Origin of the sequence: Xenorhabdus budapestensis (assembly GCF_002632465.1) — a bacterium.
GTDB lineage: Bacteria > Pseudomonadota > Gammaproteobacteria > Enterobacterales > Enterobacteriaceae > Xenorhabdus > Xenorhabdus budapestensis.
Genome location: NZ_NIBS01000020.1, coordinates 19,860 through 38,386 on the forward strand (window position 1 = coordinate 19,860; position 18,527 = coordinate 38,386).

At 39.1% G+C, this 18,527-nt stretch carries 17 protein-coding genes and 1 pseudogene; 6 read left to right on the forward strand and 12 right to left on the reverse strand.

Features of this window, described 5'->3' with window-relative positions; translation table 11 throughout:
• The first annotated feature begins 73 nt into the window (after positions 1 to 73).
• Positions 74 to 1,960, forward strand: a complete 1,887-nt coding sequence (locus Xbud_RS15070) for a propionate--CoA ligase (protein WP_099136817.1) — start codon at positions 74 to 76, stop codon at positions 1,958 to 1,960.
• Positions 1,961 to 2,246: 286 nt separating this feature from the next.
• Entirely contained in the window at positions 2,247 to 3,194 is a 948-nt protein-coding gene (locus tag Xbud_RS15075; RefSeq protein WP_099136818.1) for a glycosyltransferase, read from the forward strand.
• A gap of 312 nt (positions 3,195 to 3,506) precedes the next feature.
• Here Xbud_RS15075 and Xbud_RS15080 read toward each other — a convergent pair whose 3' ends face one another.
• Positions 3,507 to 4,136, reverse strand: a complete 630-nt coding sequence (locus Xbud_RS15080) for a glutathione S-transferase family protein (protein ID WP_099136819.1) — start codon at positions 4,134 to 4,136, stop codon at positions 3,507 to 3,509.
• A gap of 462 nt (positions 4,137 to 4,598) precedes the next feature.
• Between Xbud_RS15080 and Xbud_RS15085 the strand changes: the two genes are divergently transcribed.
• Positions 4,599 to 5,159 carry a cytochrome b gene (locus tag Xbud_RS15085; RefSeq protein WP_099136820.1) on the forward strand — a complete coding sequence of 187 codons (561 nt, stop codon included), beginning with the start codon at positions 4,599 to 4,601 and terminating at the stop codon, positions 5,157 to 5,159.
• Positions 5,160 to 5,175: 16 nt separating this feature from the next.
• Entirely contained in the window at positions 5,176 to 5,757 is a 582-nt protein-coding gene (locus Xbud_RS15090) for a YceI family protein (protein ID WP_099136821.1), read from the forward strand.
• 94 nt (positions 5,758 to 5,851) lie between these two features.
• Here the strand turns inward: Xbud_RS15090 and Xbud_RS15095 are convergent, their stop codons facing one another.
• The 3 genes from Xbud_RS15095 to pvcA are packed head-to-tail and all read right to left on the reverse strand — an operon-like array spanning position 5,852 to position 9,103.
• Entirely contained in the window at positions 5,852 to 7,132 is a 1,281-nt protein-coding gene (locus Xbud_RS15095; protein ID WP_099136822.1) for a glycosyltransferase, read from the reverse strand.
• Positions 7,133 to 7,150: 18 nt separating this feature from the next.
• The gene (gene pvcB / locus Xbud_RS15100; RefSeq protein ID WP_099136823.1) at positions 7,151 to 8,038 is read right to left on the reverse strand and encodes a tyrosine isonitrile desaturase/decarboxylase; all 888 of its coding nucleotides are present in this window, start codon (positions 8,036 to 8,038) and stop codon (positions 7,151 to 7,153) included.
• Between the two features lie 57 nt (positions 8,039 to 8,095).
• The gene (pvcA, locus tag Xbud_RS15105; protein ID WP_099136824.1) at positions 8,096 to 9,103 is read right to left on the reverse strand and encodes an L-tyrosine isonitrile synthase; all 1,008 of its coding nucleotides are present in this window, start codon (positions 9,101 to 9,103) and stop codon (positions 8,096 to 8,098) included.
• Between the two features lie 620 nt (positions 9,104 to 9,723).
• Between pvcA and Xbud_RS20645 the strand changes: the two are divergent.
• Positions 9,724 to 9,934 (forward strand): annotated as a pseudogene (locus Xbud_RS20645) (ATP-dependent Clp protease proteolytic subunit); the annotation flags it as partial.
• Between the two features lie 244 nt (positions 9,935 to 10,178).
• Here the strand turns inward: Xbud_RS20645 and Xbud_RS15115 are convergent.
• The 3 genes from Xbud_RS15115 to eco form a co-directional block, all read right to left on the reverse strand.
• Positions 10,179 to 10,616 (reverse strand): GNAT family N-acetyltransferase, encoded by a 438-nt coding sequence (locus Xbud_RS15115; RefSeq protein ID WP_099136825.1) that lies wholly within the window; start codon positions 10,614 to 10,616, stop codon positions 10,179 to 10,181.
• 110 nt (positions 10,617 to 10,726) lie between these two features.
• Positions 10,727 to 11,422: an aquaporin Z gene (gene aqpZ, locus Xbud_RS15120; RefSeq protein WP_099136826.1), complete on the reverse strand. Its 696-nt coding sequence runs from the start codon at positions 11,420 to 11,422 to the stop codon at positions 10,727 to 10,729.
• Between the two features lie 296 nt (positions 11,423 to 11,718).
• Complete coding sequence (gene eco, locus Xbud_RS15125) at positions 11,719 to 12,192, reverse strand: serine protease inhibitor ecotin (RefSeq protein ID WP_099136827.1); 474 nt, start codon at positions 12,190 to 12,192, stop codon at positions 11,719 to 11,721.
• Between the two features lie 268 nt (positions 12,193 to 12,460).
• On the opposite strand from eco, the gene Xbud_RS15130 reads away from it, so the two are divergent.
• A complete protein-coding gene (locus Xbud_RS15130; protein ID WP_099136828.1) occupies positions 12,461 to 12,688 on the forward strand; it encodes a DUF465 domain-containing protein in 228 nt (75 codons plus the stop codon).
• A gap of 173 nt (positions 12,689 to 12,861) precedes the next feature.
• On the opposite strand, the gene Xbud_RS15135 is transcribed toward Xbud_RS15130, so the two are convergent.
• The 5 genes from Xbud_RS15135 to Xbud_RS15155 form a co-directional block, all read right to left on the reverse strand.
• Positions 12,862 to 13,110, reverse strand: coding sequence for an ogr/Delta-like zinc finger family protein (locus Xbud_RS15135; RefSeq protein ID WP_099136829.1), 249 nt, complete (start codon positions 13,108 to 13,110; stop codon positions 12,862 to 12,864).
• Positions 13,111 to 13,198: 88 nt separating this feature from the next.
• Positions 13,199 to 14,653 (reverse strand): contractile injection system protein, VgrG/Pvc8 family, encoded by a 1,455-nt coding sequence (locus tag Xbud_RS15140; RefSeq protein ID WP_099136830.1) that lies wholly within the window; start codon positions 14,651 to 14,653, stop codon positions 13,199 to 13,201.
• Between the two features lie 18 nt (positions 14,654 to 14,671).
• Positions 14,672 to 15,157 (reverse strand): phage tail protein, encoded by a 486-nt coding sequence (locus Xbud_RS15145; RefSeq protein ID WP_099136831.1) that lies wholly within the window; start codon positions 15,155 to 15,157, stop codon positions 14,672 to 14,674.
• Complete coding sequence (locus Xbud_RS15150; protein WP_099136832.1) at positions 15,154 to 18,408, reverse strand: phage tail tape measure protein; 3,255 nt, start codon at positions 18,406 to 18,408, stop codon at positions 15,154 to 15,156. The genes Xbud_RS15145 and Xbud_RS15150 overlap by 4 nt, the downstream gene beginning before the upstream one ends.
• Positions 18,401 to 18,520 (reverse strand): GpE family phage tail protein, encoded by a 120-nt coding sequence (locus tag Xbud_RS15155; protein ID WP_197056368.1) that lies wholly within the window; start codon positions 18,518 to 18,520, stop codon positions 18,401 to 18,403. The genes Xbud_RS15150 and Xbud_RS15155 overlap by 8 nt, the downstream gene beginning before the upstream one ends.
• Positions 18,521 to 18,527: the final 7 nt, after the last annotated feature.

Below are 18,527 nucleotides of genomic sequence, written 5' to 3' on the forward strand. Positions count from 1 at the left end.
ATTTCAGGAACCGCTATCCTTACATTATGTTATGAAAATATTATGTTAGGAAAATATTGCGTTAGGAGAAATTATGTCATTCCAAGATTTTTACCAGCGTTCGATTGATGAACCCAACACCTTCTGGGCAGAACAAGCCAAACGAATTCATTGGCAACACCCTTTTGAACAAGCACTGGATCACAGTAATCCTCCTTTTGCTCGCTGGTTTTGCGGGGGAAAGACCAATTTATGTTACAACGCTTTGGATCGCTGGCTGGAAAGACAACCTGATGCTAAAGCGCTGATTGCGATTTCAACAGAAACGAATACTGAACAAGTCTTCACTTACCAAGAGTTACATCAGGAAGTTAACCAGGCCGCCGCTATCATGCTTTCTCTTGGCGTCAAAAAAGGCGATCGTGTTGTGATTTATATGCCGATGGTGGCAGAAGCCTTATTTATCTTACTTGCCTGCGCCCGTATCGGTGTTATCCACTCGGTGGTTTTTGGCGGTTTTGCCGCCCATAGCCTCGCTACCCGATTAGATAATGCTGAGCCAGTATTGGTCGTTTCTGCTGATGCGGGATCCCGTGGAGGAAAAATCATTCCCTACAAGCCATTACTGGATGAAGCCATTGAATTGGCAGCACATACACCACGTCATGTATTAATGGTCAACCGAGGCCTGGCTGAGATAAATTGGGTCAGAAACCGGGATGTGGATTTTGTCACCTTGCGGCAATCATATCTGGATGCAAAGGTTCCGGTAACATGGCTGGAATCCAATGAAATTTCTTGTGTTCTCTATACATCAGGGACAACAGGAACACCCAAAGGGGTACAACGTGATGTTGGCGGTTATGCAGTAGCACTGGCAACTTCAATGGAGATTATTTTTGGCGGTAAAGCCGGTGGTGTATTCTTTTGTACATCAGATATCGGTTGGATCGTAGGACATTCCTATATCGTGTACGCTCCGCTGATCGCGGGTATGGCAACCATTATGTATGAAGGTTTACCCATCCGGCCAGATGCCAGCATTTGGTGGCAAATTGTGGAAAAATACCGGGTCAACAGGATGTTTTCCGCACCAACAGCCATTCGTGTTCTGAAAAAATATCCTATAGATAATCTCTCTCAATACGATATCTCTTCTCTTGAAACACTCTATCTGGCAGGCGAACCACTTGATGAGCACACTGCACGTTGGATTACTGAAACCATTAACGTACCTGTGATTGACAATTACTGGCAAACAGAAACGGGCTGGCCAATTATGACGATAGCACGAGCACTGGATGACAGACCAAGTCGTTTTGGCAGTACGGGATTCCCGATGTATGGTTTTAACGTCAAATTGATAAATGAATTGACCGGACAGGAGTGTGGTGACAACGAAAAAGGCATGTTGGTCATCAAAGGCCCTTTGCCTCCCGGATGTATCCAAACTATTTATAGTGATGATAACCGTTTTGTGAATACTTACTGGAAGCATTTTGATCAGCAAGTTTACTCCACTTTCGATTGGGGGATCCGGGATCGTGATGGTTACTACTTTATTCTGGGGCGTTCAGATGATGTGATTAATGTTTCGGGGCATCGTCTGGGAACCCGGGAAATCGAAGAGTGTATCGCCAGCCATGAAGATGTTGCTGAAGTCGCAGTTATCGGTATCAAAGATGATATAAAAGGTCAGGCCGCAGTTTCCTTTGTCATCCTCAAAGAAGGGCGTGAAATCCAGAGCGCTGACCATTTTGCAACTTTGGAAAAATCACTGATGAGTCTGGTCGATAAGAAAATTGGCAGTGTTGGACGTCCGGCACGTATCTATTTTGTCACACAATTGCCAAAAACACGTTCAGGCAAAATGTTACGCCGCACTATGCAGGCCATTTGTGAAGGTCGTGAACCCAGTGACATTGCTTTAATTGAAAACCCTGCTTCACTGGACGTAATACGAGATGCGGTTTCTCATTAAAAATGGATTAAATAAAAGTGAAGTTCATTCCAATAACCGACTTATTTTGTGGCAGGAAGTGTGATATTTACCTCTTTTCTGTCACAAATAATAAAGCTGCTATTTTCTGATTTAAAACACCACAAAAGATAAAACTTTACTATAATAAATATACATTCTATCTTCAAAACCGATTCCTTTGCTGGCTACTTTCATTTATCGCTTTAATAAAAACCGATATTCATTGAATATATCATATATATTATGCTATATTTTATAAATTTTAAAACTAAAGATATAGAATAGCATGAATAAAATCATTATCAATGGCATTTCAGATAAAAATTTCATAGAAAAATATGCTTACGATTTTCAATATATAATAAATAGGAAAACAGATCTCGACAGCCTCTCAGAAAGATATTATCGTAAAGGAAAATCTTGTTGGGTCATGCAAACTTTAATTAACCTTAATTATTATTATGGAGATTGTCTAGACATTAGATTAACCAATAAAGCCCAAGATAATGCTATTAATATACTACACTATGATAACTTTAGTTCTAAGACTAAACCATGGAGAGGAAATACTATAGTTTGCCAGGCAGATCGCCCATCAGTTCACGGTGCTGATTATGTGATTGTGCAAAATCCCCTACAGGCTAAGAATGGAAAAATTTTCATCCCGCATTGGCCTCAGCCAGGATTAAAACCAAGAGCAAAAAATAATGGCGAAATAAAAACAATTGGCTTTTTTGGGCATGAAGATGCATTACCCGATTTTTTTTCAGATAAAACATTAGAAAAAGAGTTAAATTCAAGAGAAATTAATTTTATAAAATCGATCAAAGATTGGACTGATTATAGCAATATAGATATTGCTATAAGTTTTAGGCACGATCACACAAATATCATAAGAAAACCAGCCAGTAAGCTCATCAATGCATGGAATGCTGGTTGCCCTGTCATTTGCGATGATGAACCCTCAATGAGAGCAATAAAGCTAAGTGAGTTAGATTATTTGATAGCAAAAACTCCTGAAAAATTTATAGATGCAGTGGATAAATTGAGAAATCAGCCAAATTTATACTTATCAATGATATCAAATGGAAAAAAAAGATTTGCAGAATATACCCGCGAATCGACTGCCCAAAAATGGTTTCGTTTAATACAAGAAGTTTATAACAACAATCAAAATTCCAAAAAATTTTCTCGATCCATTAAGTTTTACTTTCACAAATTAATATCACGTTAGAGCAAATCAATCAGAATAGATTATTTGAAACTTTAACGATAAAAATGAATAAAAAAAGAGGGTTACAATACAACCATAATTGATGTTGTCTCTGGTCATCTCATTTTAGCTTTTGTTTAATCGATGTTTAGCAGAACAGTATTACTATGCTTTTGTACTACATTTTCCCAGCTACTTTTACCCATTCCTGCTCCGTGCCAATGCGGAGCTTTTTTTTGCCCTTTTGATTCGCGTCACGTTTTGAACCAGAGCACGTATATTACGTACCCCGTTCAAAAATTCTGCCACTGCCAAAAGGTGAACTAACTGTAATTAATGCGCTATTGCAGGCTCTTTTGCTGCTGCTTCTACCCACTCTATCATCGCAGGATGATTAAGCATGCGATCAATCCATGCCTGACTGGTAGCAGAAAATGTTAACCCGTAAGTCCGGGTACGGAAGGCCACCGGAGCAAAAAAGGCATCTACTGCTGTAAACGAATCTCCCGCCAGCCATTTACCACCAAATTTGGTTAACCCTTCAGTCCAAACTGCATCAAGACGATCAAGATCATTCTGTAATTCAGGAGTTATTTTTTCTAATTTGAGCGTATTTGTGCAATTCATTGCGCACATCTGGCGCAATGTCGTAAAACCAGAGTGCATTTCTGCCGCGGCACTCCTTGCCCATGCTCTGGCAATACGATCTTTTGGCCATACCTGTATATGATCCTCCGCAATATATTCAGCAATAGCCAATGAATCCCAAACTGTAGTATCACCATCCACCAAACAAGGGACAAGACCAGAAGGCGAGAATACTTTGAATTTCTCATGACTACTTTCACCATCCTCAAAGTAACTCAACCGCTCATTGAAAGGAATATTTAGAGCTTTGAGTAAAATCCACGGCCGTAGTGACCAGGAAGAGTAGTTTTTATTAGCTATCCATAATGTATACATTTTATTTCTCTCTGTTAGCCCCTTCATATTTCAATTTACTGCTTTATTGGCTGAAATTAGAAATATATTGGGTATGGTGATGAAATATTGCACATGGAACATTACAATTTCTAACCATATGAGTAAATAAATATATAAATTAACATTATTTATTTTCACATATGAAATAATCACATATGTTATATCTTTATAAACTCTTTAATTATTTAACTACATCCCTAAAGTGAAAAATAATTTTTCAACCCATTTTTAATTAAGTTAATGTATTTTTTATTCCATCAAAAATACGCCAGCCAACTCTATTATTGATAAATTTTGATATTCTTAAACAAATTATTTGTCGAAGATTCACAAAAATAATACTAAACTTCCATCTATTATGATGTTCATCTTTTTTCATTTCTGTTTATTATCTATGTTAAAAGATTATATTGTGTAAGTGTTCAAAAATAAGGAAACAATATGTTGTTAAAAAACACTTCCAAGCAATTTGGTCATATCTCTGTTTTGATCCACTGGTTAATTGCGCTTGCTGTTTATGGAATGTTCGCACTAGGTTTATGGATGGTCACATTAAGTTATTACGATGCCTGGTATCATCGAGCTCCCAATCTTCATAAAAGCATCGGTTTTTTAATCTTTATTATTATGGTCATTCGCGTTATCTGGCGATTTATTTCTCCTCCCCCCAAGCCCCTGAATAGTTACAGCCAACTTACGCGGATCAGTTCAAAATTGGTTCAGTTCACTCTTGGTATCGCCCTGTTTGGCATTTTATTCAGCGGTTATTTTATCTCCACAGCTGATGGTCAAACTATCAGTGTTTTTGGATGGTTTGATATCCCCGCCACACTGGCAAAACAAGGAGTACAAGCAGATACAGCCGGTATTATCCACCTCTATCTTGCCTGGCTGGTCGTTGTGCTTTCACTATTACATGGGCTTGCAGCTCTAAAGCATCACTTTATTGACCGCGATAGTACGCTAAAAAGAATGTTTGGGTTCCCACCCAACTCAAAATAAATTATGGAGAATCAATATGTTGAAAAAGACGCTAATCTGCCTGACAGCAGGTGCTTTATTGATGAGTGCAGGCTCAGCAATCGCTGCCAACTATAAAATTGATACTGCTGGCCAACACGCCTTTATCAAGTTTCGTATCCAACATTTAGGTATGAGCTGGCTTTACGGTAGCTTTAAAAAATTTGATGGTGATTTTACTTTCGATGCAAACAATCCAACAACCGATAAGGTCAGTGTTGTTATTAAAACGGATAGCGTAGATACAAACCATGCTGAGCGCGATAAGCACTTACGCAGTGCTGATTTCTTAAATACCACAAAACATCCAGAAGCCAAATTTACTTCAACCAAAGTGGAGAAAGAGGGAGAGCACTACAAAATTACCGGTAATCTGACATTGAATGGTGTGACTAAACCAGTAACGCTGCAAGCGAGGATAATGGGCGAAGGTAAAGATCCGTGGGGAGGGTATCGTGCAGGCTTTGAAGCTAACGGGAAACTTAAATTGAAAGATTTTAATATTAAAACTGATTTAGGGCCAAAATCTCAGGAAGTTGAACTGAATATTTCGTTAGAAGGTATTCGAGAAAAAGCCTGATATTTTTCAAAATCATTTCCCTTATCCTTTTCGTTTTTCAAGTTGCAGATTTGTTGTCTGCAACTTGAAACTGAACCATGATTTCTATCGCTACTTAAACCGATTGTGCAAGCAATTCGTTAACATGGAATGTAATAGATTCCAAAGCGTTATGAGCAGCATAATCTGCCTTAAGTTTCTGCGCCTGCTGATGCCATTCAGGAGAAGAAAGTATCCGTGTGACTGCCTGGTAGAGCTGTCGTTCACTCGGTGTATCTGTATTCAGGCTGATACCACAGCGTGCCCAAATTACACGGGCAACCGCTTCCAGCTTACCATCTCCCGTTCCAGCCACAACCATAGGTACACCATGACGAATTGCTGCATTGAGAGAACCATATCCACCATTAGTGATAAAAATTGCTGAACGAGGAAGCCAATACTCAAAGTTAAGATATTCCACCACTCTGACATTGTCCGGTATTGATTCTCCCAACATTTCAGTCGGTCTTCCTGCGGTGATAGCCAAAACGCGTACTGGTAAATTAGCTAATGCGCGCAAAGTCGGTATAATTAACTGACTGAAATCGACATTCGCCAATGTACCTTGAGTAACCAGTATGAGAGGTAAACTTTCATCAGGCCATTCCAGCTCTTTTTTATCATCCTGTACATCAACTTTCAGTGCACCAATAAAATCCACTGTTTCCGGTAGATCATCACGCGGAAATTCAAACGACTGAATTGCCAATTGCAGGAAACGATCAGATTGTTTCAAAATGACATCATTGTGATCCTGTGTCAGTGAAGGAGCATTCACTGCTGCCAAAGCTGTATTAAAGGCTTCCCGTACCTGCGCAACCAGCTCTTGTGTTTCCTCATCCACCAGCTGCTCACGTTTTAAATCAGCAGGAAGCAATTCGGGCGGTATACGTGCTCCCCAGAATACAGCATCCCGAGATGACAATAACAGTGGACTTACCCCAATCACCATGATAGGAATGCGTTCATGAGCAGGCTTCTGCAATAAGGGCAATACAGCATAGAACGTATTGTCAACAATCAGCAAATCAGCATCTGCAACCAGTTGTTGCAATTGAGGGTACAGCACAGGGATCGGCCCCGCAAAAAATTGCTTAAGGGCAAACGACGTCTGGGCATTTCCCGGCGGATGCTGCCCACGTTCAGGAAACGTTTCTTCCAAATAACGGTAATCAACATCCACCCTCGAATCAAAAGCAACAAAACTCGCCCCCAGTGCTTCCGACTGCTGCCGAAAAAGAGAACCACTGAATATTGTTACATCATGTCCCTGTTCTATTAAATGTCTGGCAATGGAACAAATGGGAAAAACATGCCCTGGAGTTGCAATTGCTGCCAAAACAATACGTGCCATAAATCAAATCTCCTTCAACTAACCTACTGCTTCAGTACTTGAATGCGGGGTGGAAATAGTCTTAAAGCTGGTGTTATTACATATTGGTGCTCCATGAATATGTACCCTTTGGAGATGGCGGGATGAACGGGTAACAAAAGACTCCCTGCCATGCAGTAAAGTAAAGTTATCACTAATAGCAATATCACCCGTTTGCCACTGATGAGCAAAGAAATAGCGCGGCTCATAAAGCCTGCTCTTCAATTCTTTTTCCAAAATCTTCTGTTGCTCTGATGAAAAACCGGCAAATTCCACTGCGTGATGATCAGAATATTTTTCACTGTCAACCGCCATCGGTTCGTTGTAACGCATTACCCATTTCTCACCATCAGGATGAAGGCAAACCAGTGGAGATACTACTTTACCGCCATAATGTGTTACCCGGCTTGTGCGATAAGTTATTATGGTATTTCTCCAGCTATGGCGTTCATCTTCACTGGCATCAAGGATCAACTGTTCAGTATTAACAAATGTGGTTCGGCCGCCCTGAGTTGCCTCTGGTGCTGAAACGCAGTGGAATATCTGAAATTCAGGAATAGTTTCTCTATACATCCCATCCCAATGCAGTGGTATTTCGGTACTATCCAATACATGGTCAGAAGGATCCTGATGTTCCATCACATCCAGTACAGCACCAAAAGGCCACATCATGATTTCTCCCCAACGGCGAGAATATTCAGTTAACCTTTCTGGATCTGTAAAACCGGAAGAAAAACCGCGCAATATAACCAGTAAATGAGTACGAGCTAACTCACGTAAAATATCAACGGGTAGCGTGGCCACATCCTGCTCAGGCCAATTTGGCGTAATCATCACACCAAAAGGGGTAATCGGTTCAATATGACAATCGAGTTTGTCTGTATACATATTGCTTTCTCTCAAAGTGCAGTATAACGGTGGGGGATAGGAGTCTTCCTAAGCGGTTTACTCGTTCTGTAATGTAGTCACCAGAGATACATCCTGTTGATTTATTTTAGGTAAACCTTCGATCAGATAATGGCTGGGAATACCACGGATTTCGACCAATTTGCCCTGCATTTTTTTCACTTCATCACTTTTCATCAGCACAAACTGACCATTGATATTGGCCGCAACACCATGCCACGGAGTCAACCAGTCATCTCGGGTAGGCATCATATGAATACCGATTTTAATGTTGTCTATAGGTTGGGGATGGATAGAAAGACGGATGGCTTCAGGGAATTGCTCTGACAGCAGACTTCCCCAAGCCCAGCTACGTTGGATCACTCCAACAGAACGTTGGCGGGCATCTTTCTGCAAAGCATTTTTAGAACCGGTATATTCAGGTAATAAGCTATCTTCATAAAGAAAACGAGTAATAGCCCGATATAATTGGATACCCTCTCCGCTTTCTTTCAGTATGGCTTTAATCTCCTTGGTGGAATAAGCATAGTTACTGACCAGCAATTCACGTAGTTGATCGTAATTGTTGGTATATTGAGTTAATGACTCAACATTGCCGAGATTAAATACCGAGAGATTAGTCGCTCCCAATTCATGTAACAGTTTCTCAATTTCCAATTGGTAATGGGTAACAATTTCGTCATTGACCCGTATCAGATCACTAAATACATGCCCATCAGAACAAATAACAATATGCGCTCCTGGTGGGTAATAAAGCTGAATACGTTGACATAAAGAATTCAAAAAAATCAGCGATAATTTTTCTGCCATATCAGGCATAGTTCCCAACACCTTACGGGGATTTGGTGATTTTGTCGGAAACGCAGGCAGGATACATTTAATCGTTTTGCCTTGTTCAACAAATGCACGAATACGTGGTAACTGAACCTCAGCAACATACTTTTCCTCATATTCAATCGTATGTTCAGATGTTGGAAAACGACGTCGATATTGCAATAATTCATGCAAGATTTTTTCTGACACCTTTTCTATATCAAAGTATTCCATAATTCATTCCTAGCTTATTATATTTACTTCAATACAAATAATTCCTACCTACAGAATATCTGTATTAGATATTTACTAATGATATTATTTGATATAACACAATAAAAAACTCAAAAACAGAGTTGAAAAGTTATAAGGTTATAATTTTTTAAAATATAAAAACTCCAAAACCCAGGAATATTAAAATAATTTAACCAAACAATAAGTTATGCCGATAAAACCATATAAATAATAAAAAAGCGACAAACTTAAGCTTGTCGAAAGTATTATAATTAACCTCCTCAATAAAAATAAACAAAGTAACATCCCATTAACATTAATCATACATGACAGCCATATAATACATAAATAATAATATTTATTGTATATGATTTTTTTTATTACATGTGCATATACACAATAATGTTATCAGTTAATATCTTATGGAAAAGAGATACAGAAGAGAAAAATTTACCAAAAAAAATTTAATGAAAAAATATTCACCTAACCAAATAAATTAGAAATTTTAATTTATCGATTTAATGTTCTTTACAGCACAAAAGTTTTTATAGTCTATATTATTTACTACTGTTAACAATATTAATTAAGTGAGAAGAAAATGACATATAATACTCTCAGAAATAAACCAGAGAAAAATAATACCTATACGTCACTTTTTTTACGATCAACCACTTAAATCACGATCCGTTATAATATCAGGTGAAATAAATCAACTATAACAGCCAGGGGGAACACGTTGAATCCGGAGATACTCTGCATGATATATTCAAATTTATTAAGCCAGAAGTGTTCATGATTGGCACAGGTTGGGTTGCCAGCGCAGGCATTACTTTTCCTTGCCGCCACGACGCAACTTGAAATCCATTGGGTATAATTACTTTATATTCTAATGTAAATATGGAAAAAAGCCTGAGCAAAATCTTCAGCTCAAAGAACGCTTATCAACGTAAACCAGGGCTTATTGTCTCAGTGATTTCAACTTATATCAGAGAAGATCATATCAGTGATATTTGATTCATGCACAATCCCAAAAAATTAACAGCCTGGCATTAACAATACTGATTTAACAAAGTTATTATTCTTGGATTTTCTCCAACGTCCATACAAAATCTTTCTCTGTAACAGGCTCAAATCCAAGTTTTTTATAAAGCCAACCCGCATTGGAAGTTACTAATGACACGTGTTTTACTTGAGTAATAGCAGGATGTTGTAAAATACACTCTATTAGCCAACGTCCTAATCCTTTCTTCTGATACTCATCGATAATAAATACATCTGAAATATAAGAAAACATGGAAAAATCAGTTATTAATCTGGCAAATCCAATTTCTTTATCGCGATGAAATAATACAAAACATAAACTATTTTCTAATGCGACTTTCACTTTTTCAAATTCAATTCCACGTGCCCAAAATAATTGCGTGAGATTACTATGAACAAATTTCACATCAATTTTATTTTTATCCGTTGTGATCCAATATTCGTCACGTCTCCACTCTATCGCTTCTTTCATCTTCTTTTACTTTTCAGAAAAATTAGCTGTGCTAAAAAAATTAGCACAAAAACACTTAAAAGAAAGCCACACAATTGTGTGGCATTTCAAAATATGAAAATCTCCATAATTTATTCATTTTTTTGTAATAACCCGCGATATACCAAACCACCAATAATCCCCCCAATTAATGGAACCAACCAGAATAACCATAGCTGCTCTATAGCCCAGGTTCCCTGAAAAATCGCAACTGCTGTACTTCTTGCAGGGTTAACTGATGTATTTGTCACAGGTATGCTAATTAAATGGATCAGAGTTAATGCCAAACCAATTGCCAATGGCGCGAACTTCGTCGGTGCATTTTTATCTGTTGCTCCAAAAATCACGATCAAGAAAAATACCGTTAATACCAATTCAATGATAATTGCAGATTGTAATGAAAATCCTCCGGGAGAGTGCTCCCCATAACCGTTGGATGCAAATCCACTCTCTGTTGCATTAAAGCCACTTTGACCACTGGCAATCAGATAAAGTACCGCCGCGGCTGCAATCCCTCCAATTACCTGAACAATAATATAAAGAATAACGTCTTTAGCTGAAATACGCCCACCAGCAAATAACCCCAATGTCACAGCCGGATTAAAGTGCCCTCCAGAAATATGACCGACAGCATATGCCATTGTCACAACAGTTAAACCAAAAGCCAGAGATACTCCCACAAAACCGATCCCCAGCAATGGAAATGCCGCAGCTAAAACAGCGCTTCCACATCCTCCAAACACTAACCAAAAAGTTCCGAAGAACTCTGCTGATAATTTTTTAAGCATTCTATTAATCCTCAATAATATTTTCATGAATGCAAAAGAATCCAAACAAAGTTTAGTTAGTATTTTTAAGTATGTGCAAGGAACTGTCAGCAGAGAATAAGTGACAGAAAAATATTACGAATAATGATTTTATAATTATCCAGATAGAAGATATCTGAACCTAATGGAAAGTAGGCAATAAGTCATTTACCATGATGAATAAATTAATCTGAGGTACACAACGATCATATTAAATACATAACAACCTGAGTTTAAATAATAATAAACTCAGGTTGCTGATTTACTTAATTAATGATTTATTTCTCTACCGCGTTATTGACCTTACCTGACGCCTGCCAAATGCGGTATTTCACTTTTATGGTATCTGGTGTATATACTACAATTGGTAATTTACTGTTATAACGTACAGCTGCATCTTTTCCTAAATTCACCTGAACGAACTTCATGGTTTTCTTGTCATCAGGACATGCCATCTTGGTTGAAATAGGACCCACGACTTTATCCAGAACGTAATAATTATATCCCCACCCTTCCAAGATTTTCGTTTCAAGCTTGCCACCGAATGAGTGATGATTGCAATCCACCAGCATATCCTTACCAATTATCAACTCTACCATATAATTATTTTCGTTCTTTTCAGGTGCTAATGTAATCACACTGCGAACCATACCCTTTGAAGCTTCAGGATAAGGAGCTACATTTTCAAGTTTATCAGCTTGAGCATAAACAGAAACAGCCATAGCAGCTAAAGCAAGTAGATATTTTTTCATTTTTCACCTCTTGATATGTTTAACAATGCAAGAGAATCATAACAGCGAAAGTCCCTAAAGAAATTATGCTTTTTTGGCAAAGCACTGATTTTTACCACTATTCCTTTGAGGGAAAGTCATTCTTTCCGAATATAAAATAAATTTTCATTAATAATCATAAAGATACATAGTTTCTACAAAATATTTTTTATGTGATATTTCTCAAATCTGGTATTACAATGGGCTGCTACACTCATAATGTGGTAGCAAACTTCGTATAGGAGGTCCCATGTTTCCAGAAGATCACAATTTAGTATCTTTAGTATCTAACCTGAAAGAATCTCACCCCCGTTTCCAATCCCTGTTTGAAAAACATAACCGCCTTGACCACGAGATATCGCAACTTGAAGGCCCGAACGGAGCTGGCTATAACGAAAAAGTTGTGCGATTAAAAAAAGAAAAATTACATATAAAGGATGAAATGCAAAGGATCCTACAGGCAGAATCTCAGAAGTAACTCTGCCATAGACTGACGCCTGCTACGCTGAAAAGCGGGCGTCTCATGAAAGCGCTAATTTTAATTACGATTCTCCTTCCACAAGGTTCTCAATTCAAGAACACACTATTGTTAAACATCCATAAAAAAGCCACCATAAAGGTGGCAAAACTGGAGCAAGGTTTCTTCATTATTTATTGGTTTACAGCGGATTGTGCAATAGCTTTCTGGCGAGGTTGTCTTTTCGTTTTTACCCTTGGATGTGGCGTAACACTTTCAACTTCCCCCGGCTTAGAGATAAAGCGCACAAACGTTTCATGGCTGACGAACGTTGCCCCACAATTGATATTCTGGCATTGGTTATAACGCTCCTTTGTTTGGCTGGAATGCTCGAAGCTGCTACGAGTATGCGCTGACTGACCACACAGAGGACACTTAATCATAATTGTTCACCTTTCTTGAAAGCATTGTTTTTAATGAAATAATACCATCTCGTCTGGTGAACAATATACCAAAGTTCTCATATTGAGATCAAGTGTTTATTTTGGTATCCTCTGGTTTGATTTCTATTTCATCAAGCTTAATCTCAAGATCTAAAGATGTTGTGAAACCACTGTCATTGAGATTGTGAGTCACTTTAACTATCGTCCAATCAGTTCCATCTATCTGTGGTTTAAACCCTCTAATCTGAACAGGTGTTTCAGGATAGATGTCAGCACGTCCTCTAGCCAAAGTGATAGAAAACTGCGCTGTACCTCGTTGAATTTTTTCCCAGGCTGCTTTGGCAGCACGTTCTGCATCTGCTTTGTTGTGATAGACCCGCGAAAGTGTCAGTATATTCTCCGCTGTTCCCTGCAAATATTCTTGTGTTTGTTGTTGTGTCGTTGTTGTTTGATGAGATTCATGCACAGATTCTTGCTGTTCCTCATAGGAATGACTTTCATCTCTACGGATATTTTTATCATGCCGATTTCCTCCTGTATGACGAGTCTTATCATAAGGAGATTTTTTCCCTTTTTTCGGTTTAGGATTTTTTTTCGACAAGTCAATAGCACCCGAATTTTTATTTTTTAGTTTTTCTCTATCCTTATGTTTAGATGAATCATTATGTTTAGAAGGCTTATTGCTTAACTGAGAATGATTTTTAGTTGATGACTTAGTTTTGCTGCTTTCATAGTGAACGGAGACATCAACTTTTGTGTTTTTCGACTCCTGTCGTTGATATGTTACTGTCTGTTTAGACGCTGTACCTGTGTCCCACCATTGAGCAGTCACACCAGTATAAGCTTCACGATCAGACAGAGAGAATCGATGGCTATCCCCTGATTCACGAGTAATCACAACAGGAGTAATAGGTGTACCACTTACAGTCTTATTTTTTCCCTGACAAATAAACAACAATTCGCCATTTTTAACTGAAACAATCGCTCCTTCCTGCTTAGCCACCCGCGTTAAAAAGCTCACATCAGATTCATTAGTTTGATCAATATGCACAGAGATCCCTTTCAATTCCTTACTGACTTGAAATTTCAGTTGGTTTCTCGTAGCAATCGTACTGACAATGTTCTCTAACGTGAGTTTATGATAAGAAGCTTCGCGCTTGACGTTCAGATCACCACGAAAGTCCGCGCTACGAGCACGGATAGTCAATCGGTCAGGTGCACCTGAATGTTCAATTTCATCAACGACATATTTTCCCTTTGGCGTTAAAGTGTGGCCATGCCACCCCAGTTCCAATGTCAAAATATCGCCTCGGGAAGGAAAAATAAGTTTGTGATCCGCATCATCCAATTCAATATCGAGCTGATCTGACTCCAAACCACGGTTATCTGTCAGTGTTAATGACATTAAACGCGACTGAATTTTTCCTGTGATATCTTTGTTATTGGTTTCCAACCGAAAAGCTGGCGCCCCCGCTTTCCCAATAATCAAATCAAATTTGGGAATCCAATCCGTGCTTGGTGTCAATTGACTGAAATCTATCATGAGAATACTTCCTTAACTTTATCCATTGATCCGCTTTTTAAGCTCAGAAAGCTTATTCAGCGATTTAGATAGATTATCCTTGATGTCAGATAGCTGATCCTGCAAATCACCCAACATCTCAAACAGATTGTTGTCTACCCGCCGTAAAGTCAGCGTAAAGCTAATCTTGCGGGGCGCCCCGTCTGACATAAACTCCGTTTTTGTCTCATCAATGCTTTCGATAACAAACATGCCGTAAATTGAACCACTGCCATCAATGAAAGACCAAGCTTTGCCACTATCTGCCATCAATTTCAATGCAGTCAGTGAAAGTGAACCACCGGTCAGCTCAGGATAAAGTTCTCCCGATAACGTTATCGTATCGTTATCTGAGCCAACAAACTGCCATGCAGGCCGTGCTCCCACACGGCTATTAAAGGCATGTCTCCAGCTTTGTTTATGCTGAAAATTTTGGTATGGCGTGGTTTTCAACATAAAAACAAATAAACCAAGTGCAGCCATCATAAGAAATCTTCTCCTCTGTCAGAAAGTGAGCTACGCATACGGGCCTGATGCATACGTTCTCGTTGTTCCAGTTCCTGTCTGACCATACGGGCGATATCCTGAGCGGACTGTCCCTGAGAGCCATAGACATAGATGTTATATTGCGGTGTTGCGCCACTGTATTGCTGTGGCTGGCTCCGCTCCCATTTTGCCTGAACTTCCTCATAAGCATGAGCAGGTAAACTTTGTGCGTGCAACGGGGCATCCTGCGCCGCAGCAGGCAATGACATTGAGCTGACGGCAAGCCCCAAAGCAGCCAGTTTTGCAGTATTTTTTCTACTGGTAACATTGGCAGGACCGTTGATAATTTCAGGACCATATTCACCCACGAGGCCTAGCTTCCCGGCTGGAATAAATCCTCCTGAATCGTGCTGAGTAATTTGTGCCGCTTGTTGTGTTGTGTCGCTTTTAGTAATTTGTGCCGCTTGTTGTATTGTGTCGTTCTTAGTAATTTCCTGCGATGTTTTTACAGCAATTTCCTTTTTATCATCGCCAGACCACCACGATTTAAAAAAATCTGTAATTGAGGAAAACTTACTTTTCAGGTTTTCCCATTTCTCTTGAATACCAACCAGCAAACTATCGATCATTTCTGACCCAGCCGTTTTTAATTTTTCAGGAATAGCCTGAACATCAGCAACAATTTCATTCCATTTATCTGAAATTGATTTTTTAACGCTCTCCCAGATTTCAGATGTACTCTGTTTAACAGATTCCCAAGCCCCACTTATTATCGTCTTAACAAACTCCCAGGCTTCTGAGGCACTTTGTTTAATGGTGTCCCAGTTTTGGTAAATAATGCCGATTAACCCACCACTCATGAAATAATTCTTAATACCTTCCCACGCCGTACTGACAAGGTTTTTAATTCCTTCCCAAGCAATACCAAAGATATTTTTTACACCATCCCATAAAGCAGTGAATTTTGGCCCTAATGATTCCCAATTCTGCCAAATATAAATAGCAGCCATTGCGATAACACCAATAACAGCAAAAATTGGGTTTGCCATCATAGCCCGGCCAATAAACAGTATTGCCTTACCTAACACGCTGAAAGCACCACTTAAAAAAGACAGGCCTTTTACACCAACACTTGCCAGAATATTTATGCCATTACCCAAAACACCAAAAACTTTTTGACCAATATTCCCTAATGCACCTAAGCCTCTTCTTTGTTTTCCAAAAGTATCCTTATTACCTTTGTTAGATAGCAAATCAACACCATTATTAAGTGAGCCAAAAACCTTATCCCCGGTTTTACCAAAAAAATCCATGGCAGCTCTTAGTGCTTCCAAAGCCTCGGTTCCGAATTGTGCGAATGCCTTCAAGCCATCTCTTAAATTCTCCATAGCCTGAATACCGACTTGCGCAAATCTATTCAGATTGGCTCTTAATTCTTCCAGTCCCTGAACCCCAATCTGGGTAAATATATCCAGACTGGATTTCAATTTATCCAGTGCCTGAACTCCTAGCTGTGCAAAGAAATTGAGGCTGGCTTTTAATTCTTCCAGAGCCTGCATACCCAATTTAGCGAATATATCCAGCGGAGATGTTAATTTATTCAGCGCCTGAACCCCTAACTGCACAAACGCATCCAGTGTGGATTTTAATTTATCCAACGCCTGAGTACCCAGTTGTGCAAATATATCCAGTGGGGCTGTTAATTTATTCAGTGCCTGAACCCCCAACTGCACAAATGCATCCAGTGTGGATTTTAATTTATCCACAGCCTGAGTACCCAGTTGTGCAAATATATCCAGTGGGGCCGTTAATTTATTCAGCGCCTGAACCCCCAACTGCACAAATGCATCCAGTGTGGATTTTAATTTATCCAGCGCTTGAACGCCTAATTGTGCAAAAAAGTTCAGGCTAGCTTTTAATTCCTCAAAGGCTTTAAGTCCCAACTGCACAAATGTATCCAAGCTGGATTTCAATTTATCCAATGCCTGAATACCTAATTGAGCAAAGAAATTGAGGCTGGCTTTTAGCTCTTCAAAGGCTTTGATCCCTAACTGGACAAACATATCTAAAGGATATGTTAATTTATTCAGAGCCTGAGTCCCTAACTGTACAAACGCATTCAAGCTGGTCTTTAATGTTTCCAGTGCATGGCTACCTAATTCTGCAAACCTATTCAGGCTGGATCTCAGCGTCTCCAAAGCCTTAATGCCCAACTGCGCAAAAGTATTCAAGCTGGTCTTTAATGTATCCAGTGCCTGGCGGCCCAATTCCGCAAATTTATTCAGACTAACTCTCAGATCAACAAAAATCTGAATGCCAAACTGCGCAAAAATATTCAGACTGGCTTTTAGTTCGATAAAAGCACTAACTCCCAACTGCGCAAAGAAGTTCAGACTGGCCCTTAATTCGACAAATGCCTGCAGGCCCAATTGCACGAAAAAGCGCAAGCTCGTTCTTAGCGCGACAAAAGCCCGAATACCCAGTTGCACAAAAAAGTTCAGACTGGCCCTTAATTCGACAAATGCCTGCAGGCCCAATTGCACAAAAAAGCGCAAGCTCGTTCTTAGCGCGACAAAAGCCCGAATACCCAATTGTACAAAGAAGTTCAGACTGGCCCTTAATTCGACAAATGCCTGAATCCCCAGCAAGGAAAATATATTTAATCTGATTCTTAACGTGTCAAATGCTTTTATACCGATATTACCAAATATTTGTATATGACTAATTAATGTTTGGAATGTGACTTTTACAAAACCAGCAGTTAAATTCAAAACCCCATTAATTTTATTCAGCATGCCAAATAAAATAGTTATCTGAGGATTAATATTAATGACCAATTTATCTAACAATTTAAAATTGTTAGTCATATTGCCTGTCACACCAAGATTAAATTCATTTTTTTTACTGGATGAATTTTCCTGTTGGACATTCTGGGTCATTTGGACCACATTAGCTGATTGGCTGGCGGCATTTACCTGTATCACTTTTGGGGAATTTTGCCGCACAGAAAAAGATTGTTTAATTGTTTGATTATAGGCCTTAAGTTCGGCCCGCATACGCGCAGTTTCCTGCGCATAACCTATAATGGGTTTTAATTTTTCAACACTCTTATTGAGTTTTTTAAACTGGTTATAAATTTTATCTACTGAACCTACCAGTTTTTTCTGATGCTGTTGAAAAGATTTAAAGGAACTGGTCAGCTTACCAACAGTACTCAGTACCTTGTTAAGCTGTGACTGTATATTACTCATTTTCTGCACCACTTCTTAAAATGGCCCGATGTCGCCAGTCCAATAATTCCGACAATAACATTTCATCTGTGTCTGCCGGAGTCCAGTGAAAAACGGTGGCAATATCTGCCACCAGTTCA

What these genes read in the sequence shown, in the direction of transcription:
- Xbud_RS15070 (WP_099136817.1), top strand. Translation starts at nt 74, where the DNA reads ATGTCATTCCAAGATTTTTACCAGCGTTCGATTGATGAACCCAACACC.
- Xbud_RS15075 (WP_099136818.1), top strand. Translation starts at nt 2,247, where the DNA reads ATGAATAAAATCATTATCAATGGCATTTCAGATAAAAATTTCATAGAA.
- Xbud_RS15080 (WP_099136819.1), bottom strand. Translation starts at nt 4,136, where the DNA reads ATGTATACATTATGGATAGCTAATAAAAACTACTCTTCCTGGTCACTA.
- Xbud_RS15085 (WP_099136820.1), top strand. Translation starts at nt 4,599, where the DNA reads ATGTTGTTAAAAAACACTTCCAAGCAATTTGGTCATATCTCTGTTTTG.
- Xbud_RS15090 (WP_099136821.1), top strand. Translation starts at nt 5,176, where the DNA reads ATGTTGAAAAAGACGCTAATCTGCCTGACAGCAGGTGCTTTATTGATG.
- Xbud_RS15095 (WP_099136822.1), bottom strand. Translation starts at nt 7,132, where the DNA reads ATGGCACGTATTGTTTTGGCAGCAATTGCAACTCCAGGGCATGTTTTT.
- pvcB (WP_099136823.1), bottom strand. Translation starts at nt 8,038, where the DNA reads ATGTATACAGACAAACTCGATTGTCATATTGAACCGATTACCCCTTTT.
- pvcA (WP_099136824.1), bottom strand. Translation starts at nt 9,103, where the DNA reads ATGGAATACTTTGATATAGAAAAGGTGTCAGAAAAAATCTTGCATGAA.
- Xbud_RS15115 (WP_099136825.1), bottom strand. Translation starts at nt 10,616, where the DNA reads ATGAAAGAAGCGATAGAGTGGAGACGTGACGAATATTGGATCACAACG.
- aqpZ (WP_099136826.1), bottom strand. Translation starts at nt 11,422, where the DNA reads ATGCTTAAAAAATTATCAGCAGAGTTCTTCGGAACTTTTTGGTTAGTG.
- eco (WP_099136827.1), bottom strand. Translation starts at nt 12,192, where the DNA reads ATGAAAAAATATCTACTTGCTTTAGCTGCTATGGCTGTTTCTGTTTAT.
- Xbud_RS15130 (WP_099136828.1), top strand. Translation starts at nt 12,461, where the DNA reads ATGTTTCCAGAAGATCACAATTTAGTATCTTTAGTATCTAACCTGAAA.
- Xbud_RS15135 (WP_099136829.1), bottom strand. Translation starts at nt 13,110, where the DNA reads ATGATTAAGTGTCCTCTGTGTGGTCAGTCAGCGCATACTCGTAGCAGC.
- Xbud_RS15140 (WP_099136830.1), bottom strand. Translation starts at nt 14,653, where the DNA reads ATGATAGATTTCAGTCAATTGACACCAAGCACGGATTGGATTCCCAAA.
- Xbud_RS15145 (WP_099136831.1), bottom strand. Translation starts at nt 15,157, where the DNA reads ATGATGGCTGCACTTGGTTTATTTGTTTTTATGTTGAAAACCACGCCA.
- Xbud_RS15150 (WP_099136832.1), bottom strand. Translation starts at nt 18,408, where the DNA reads ATGAGTAATATACAGTCACAGCTTAACAAGGTACTGAGTACTGTTGGT.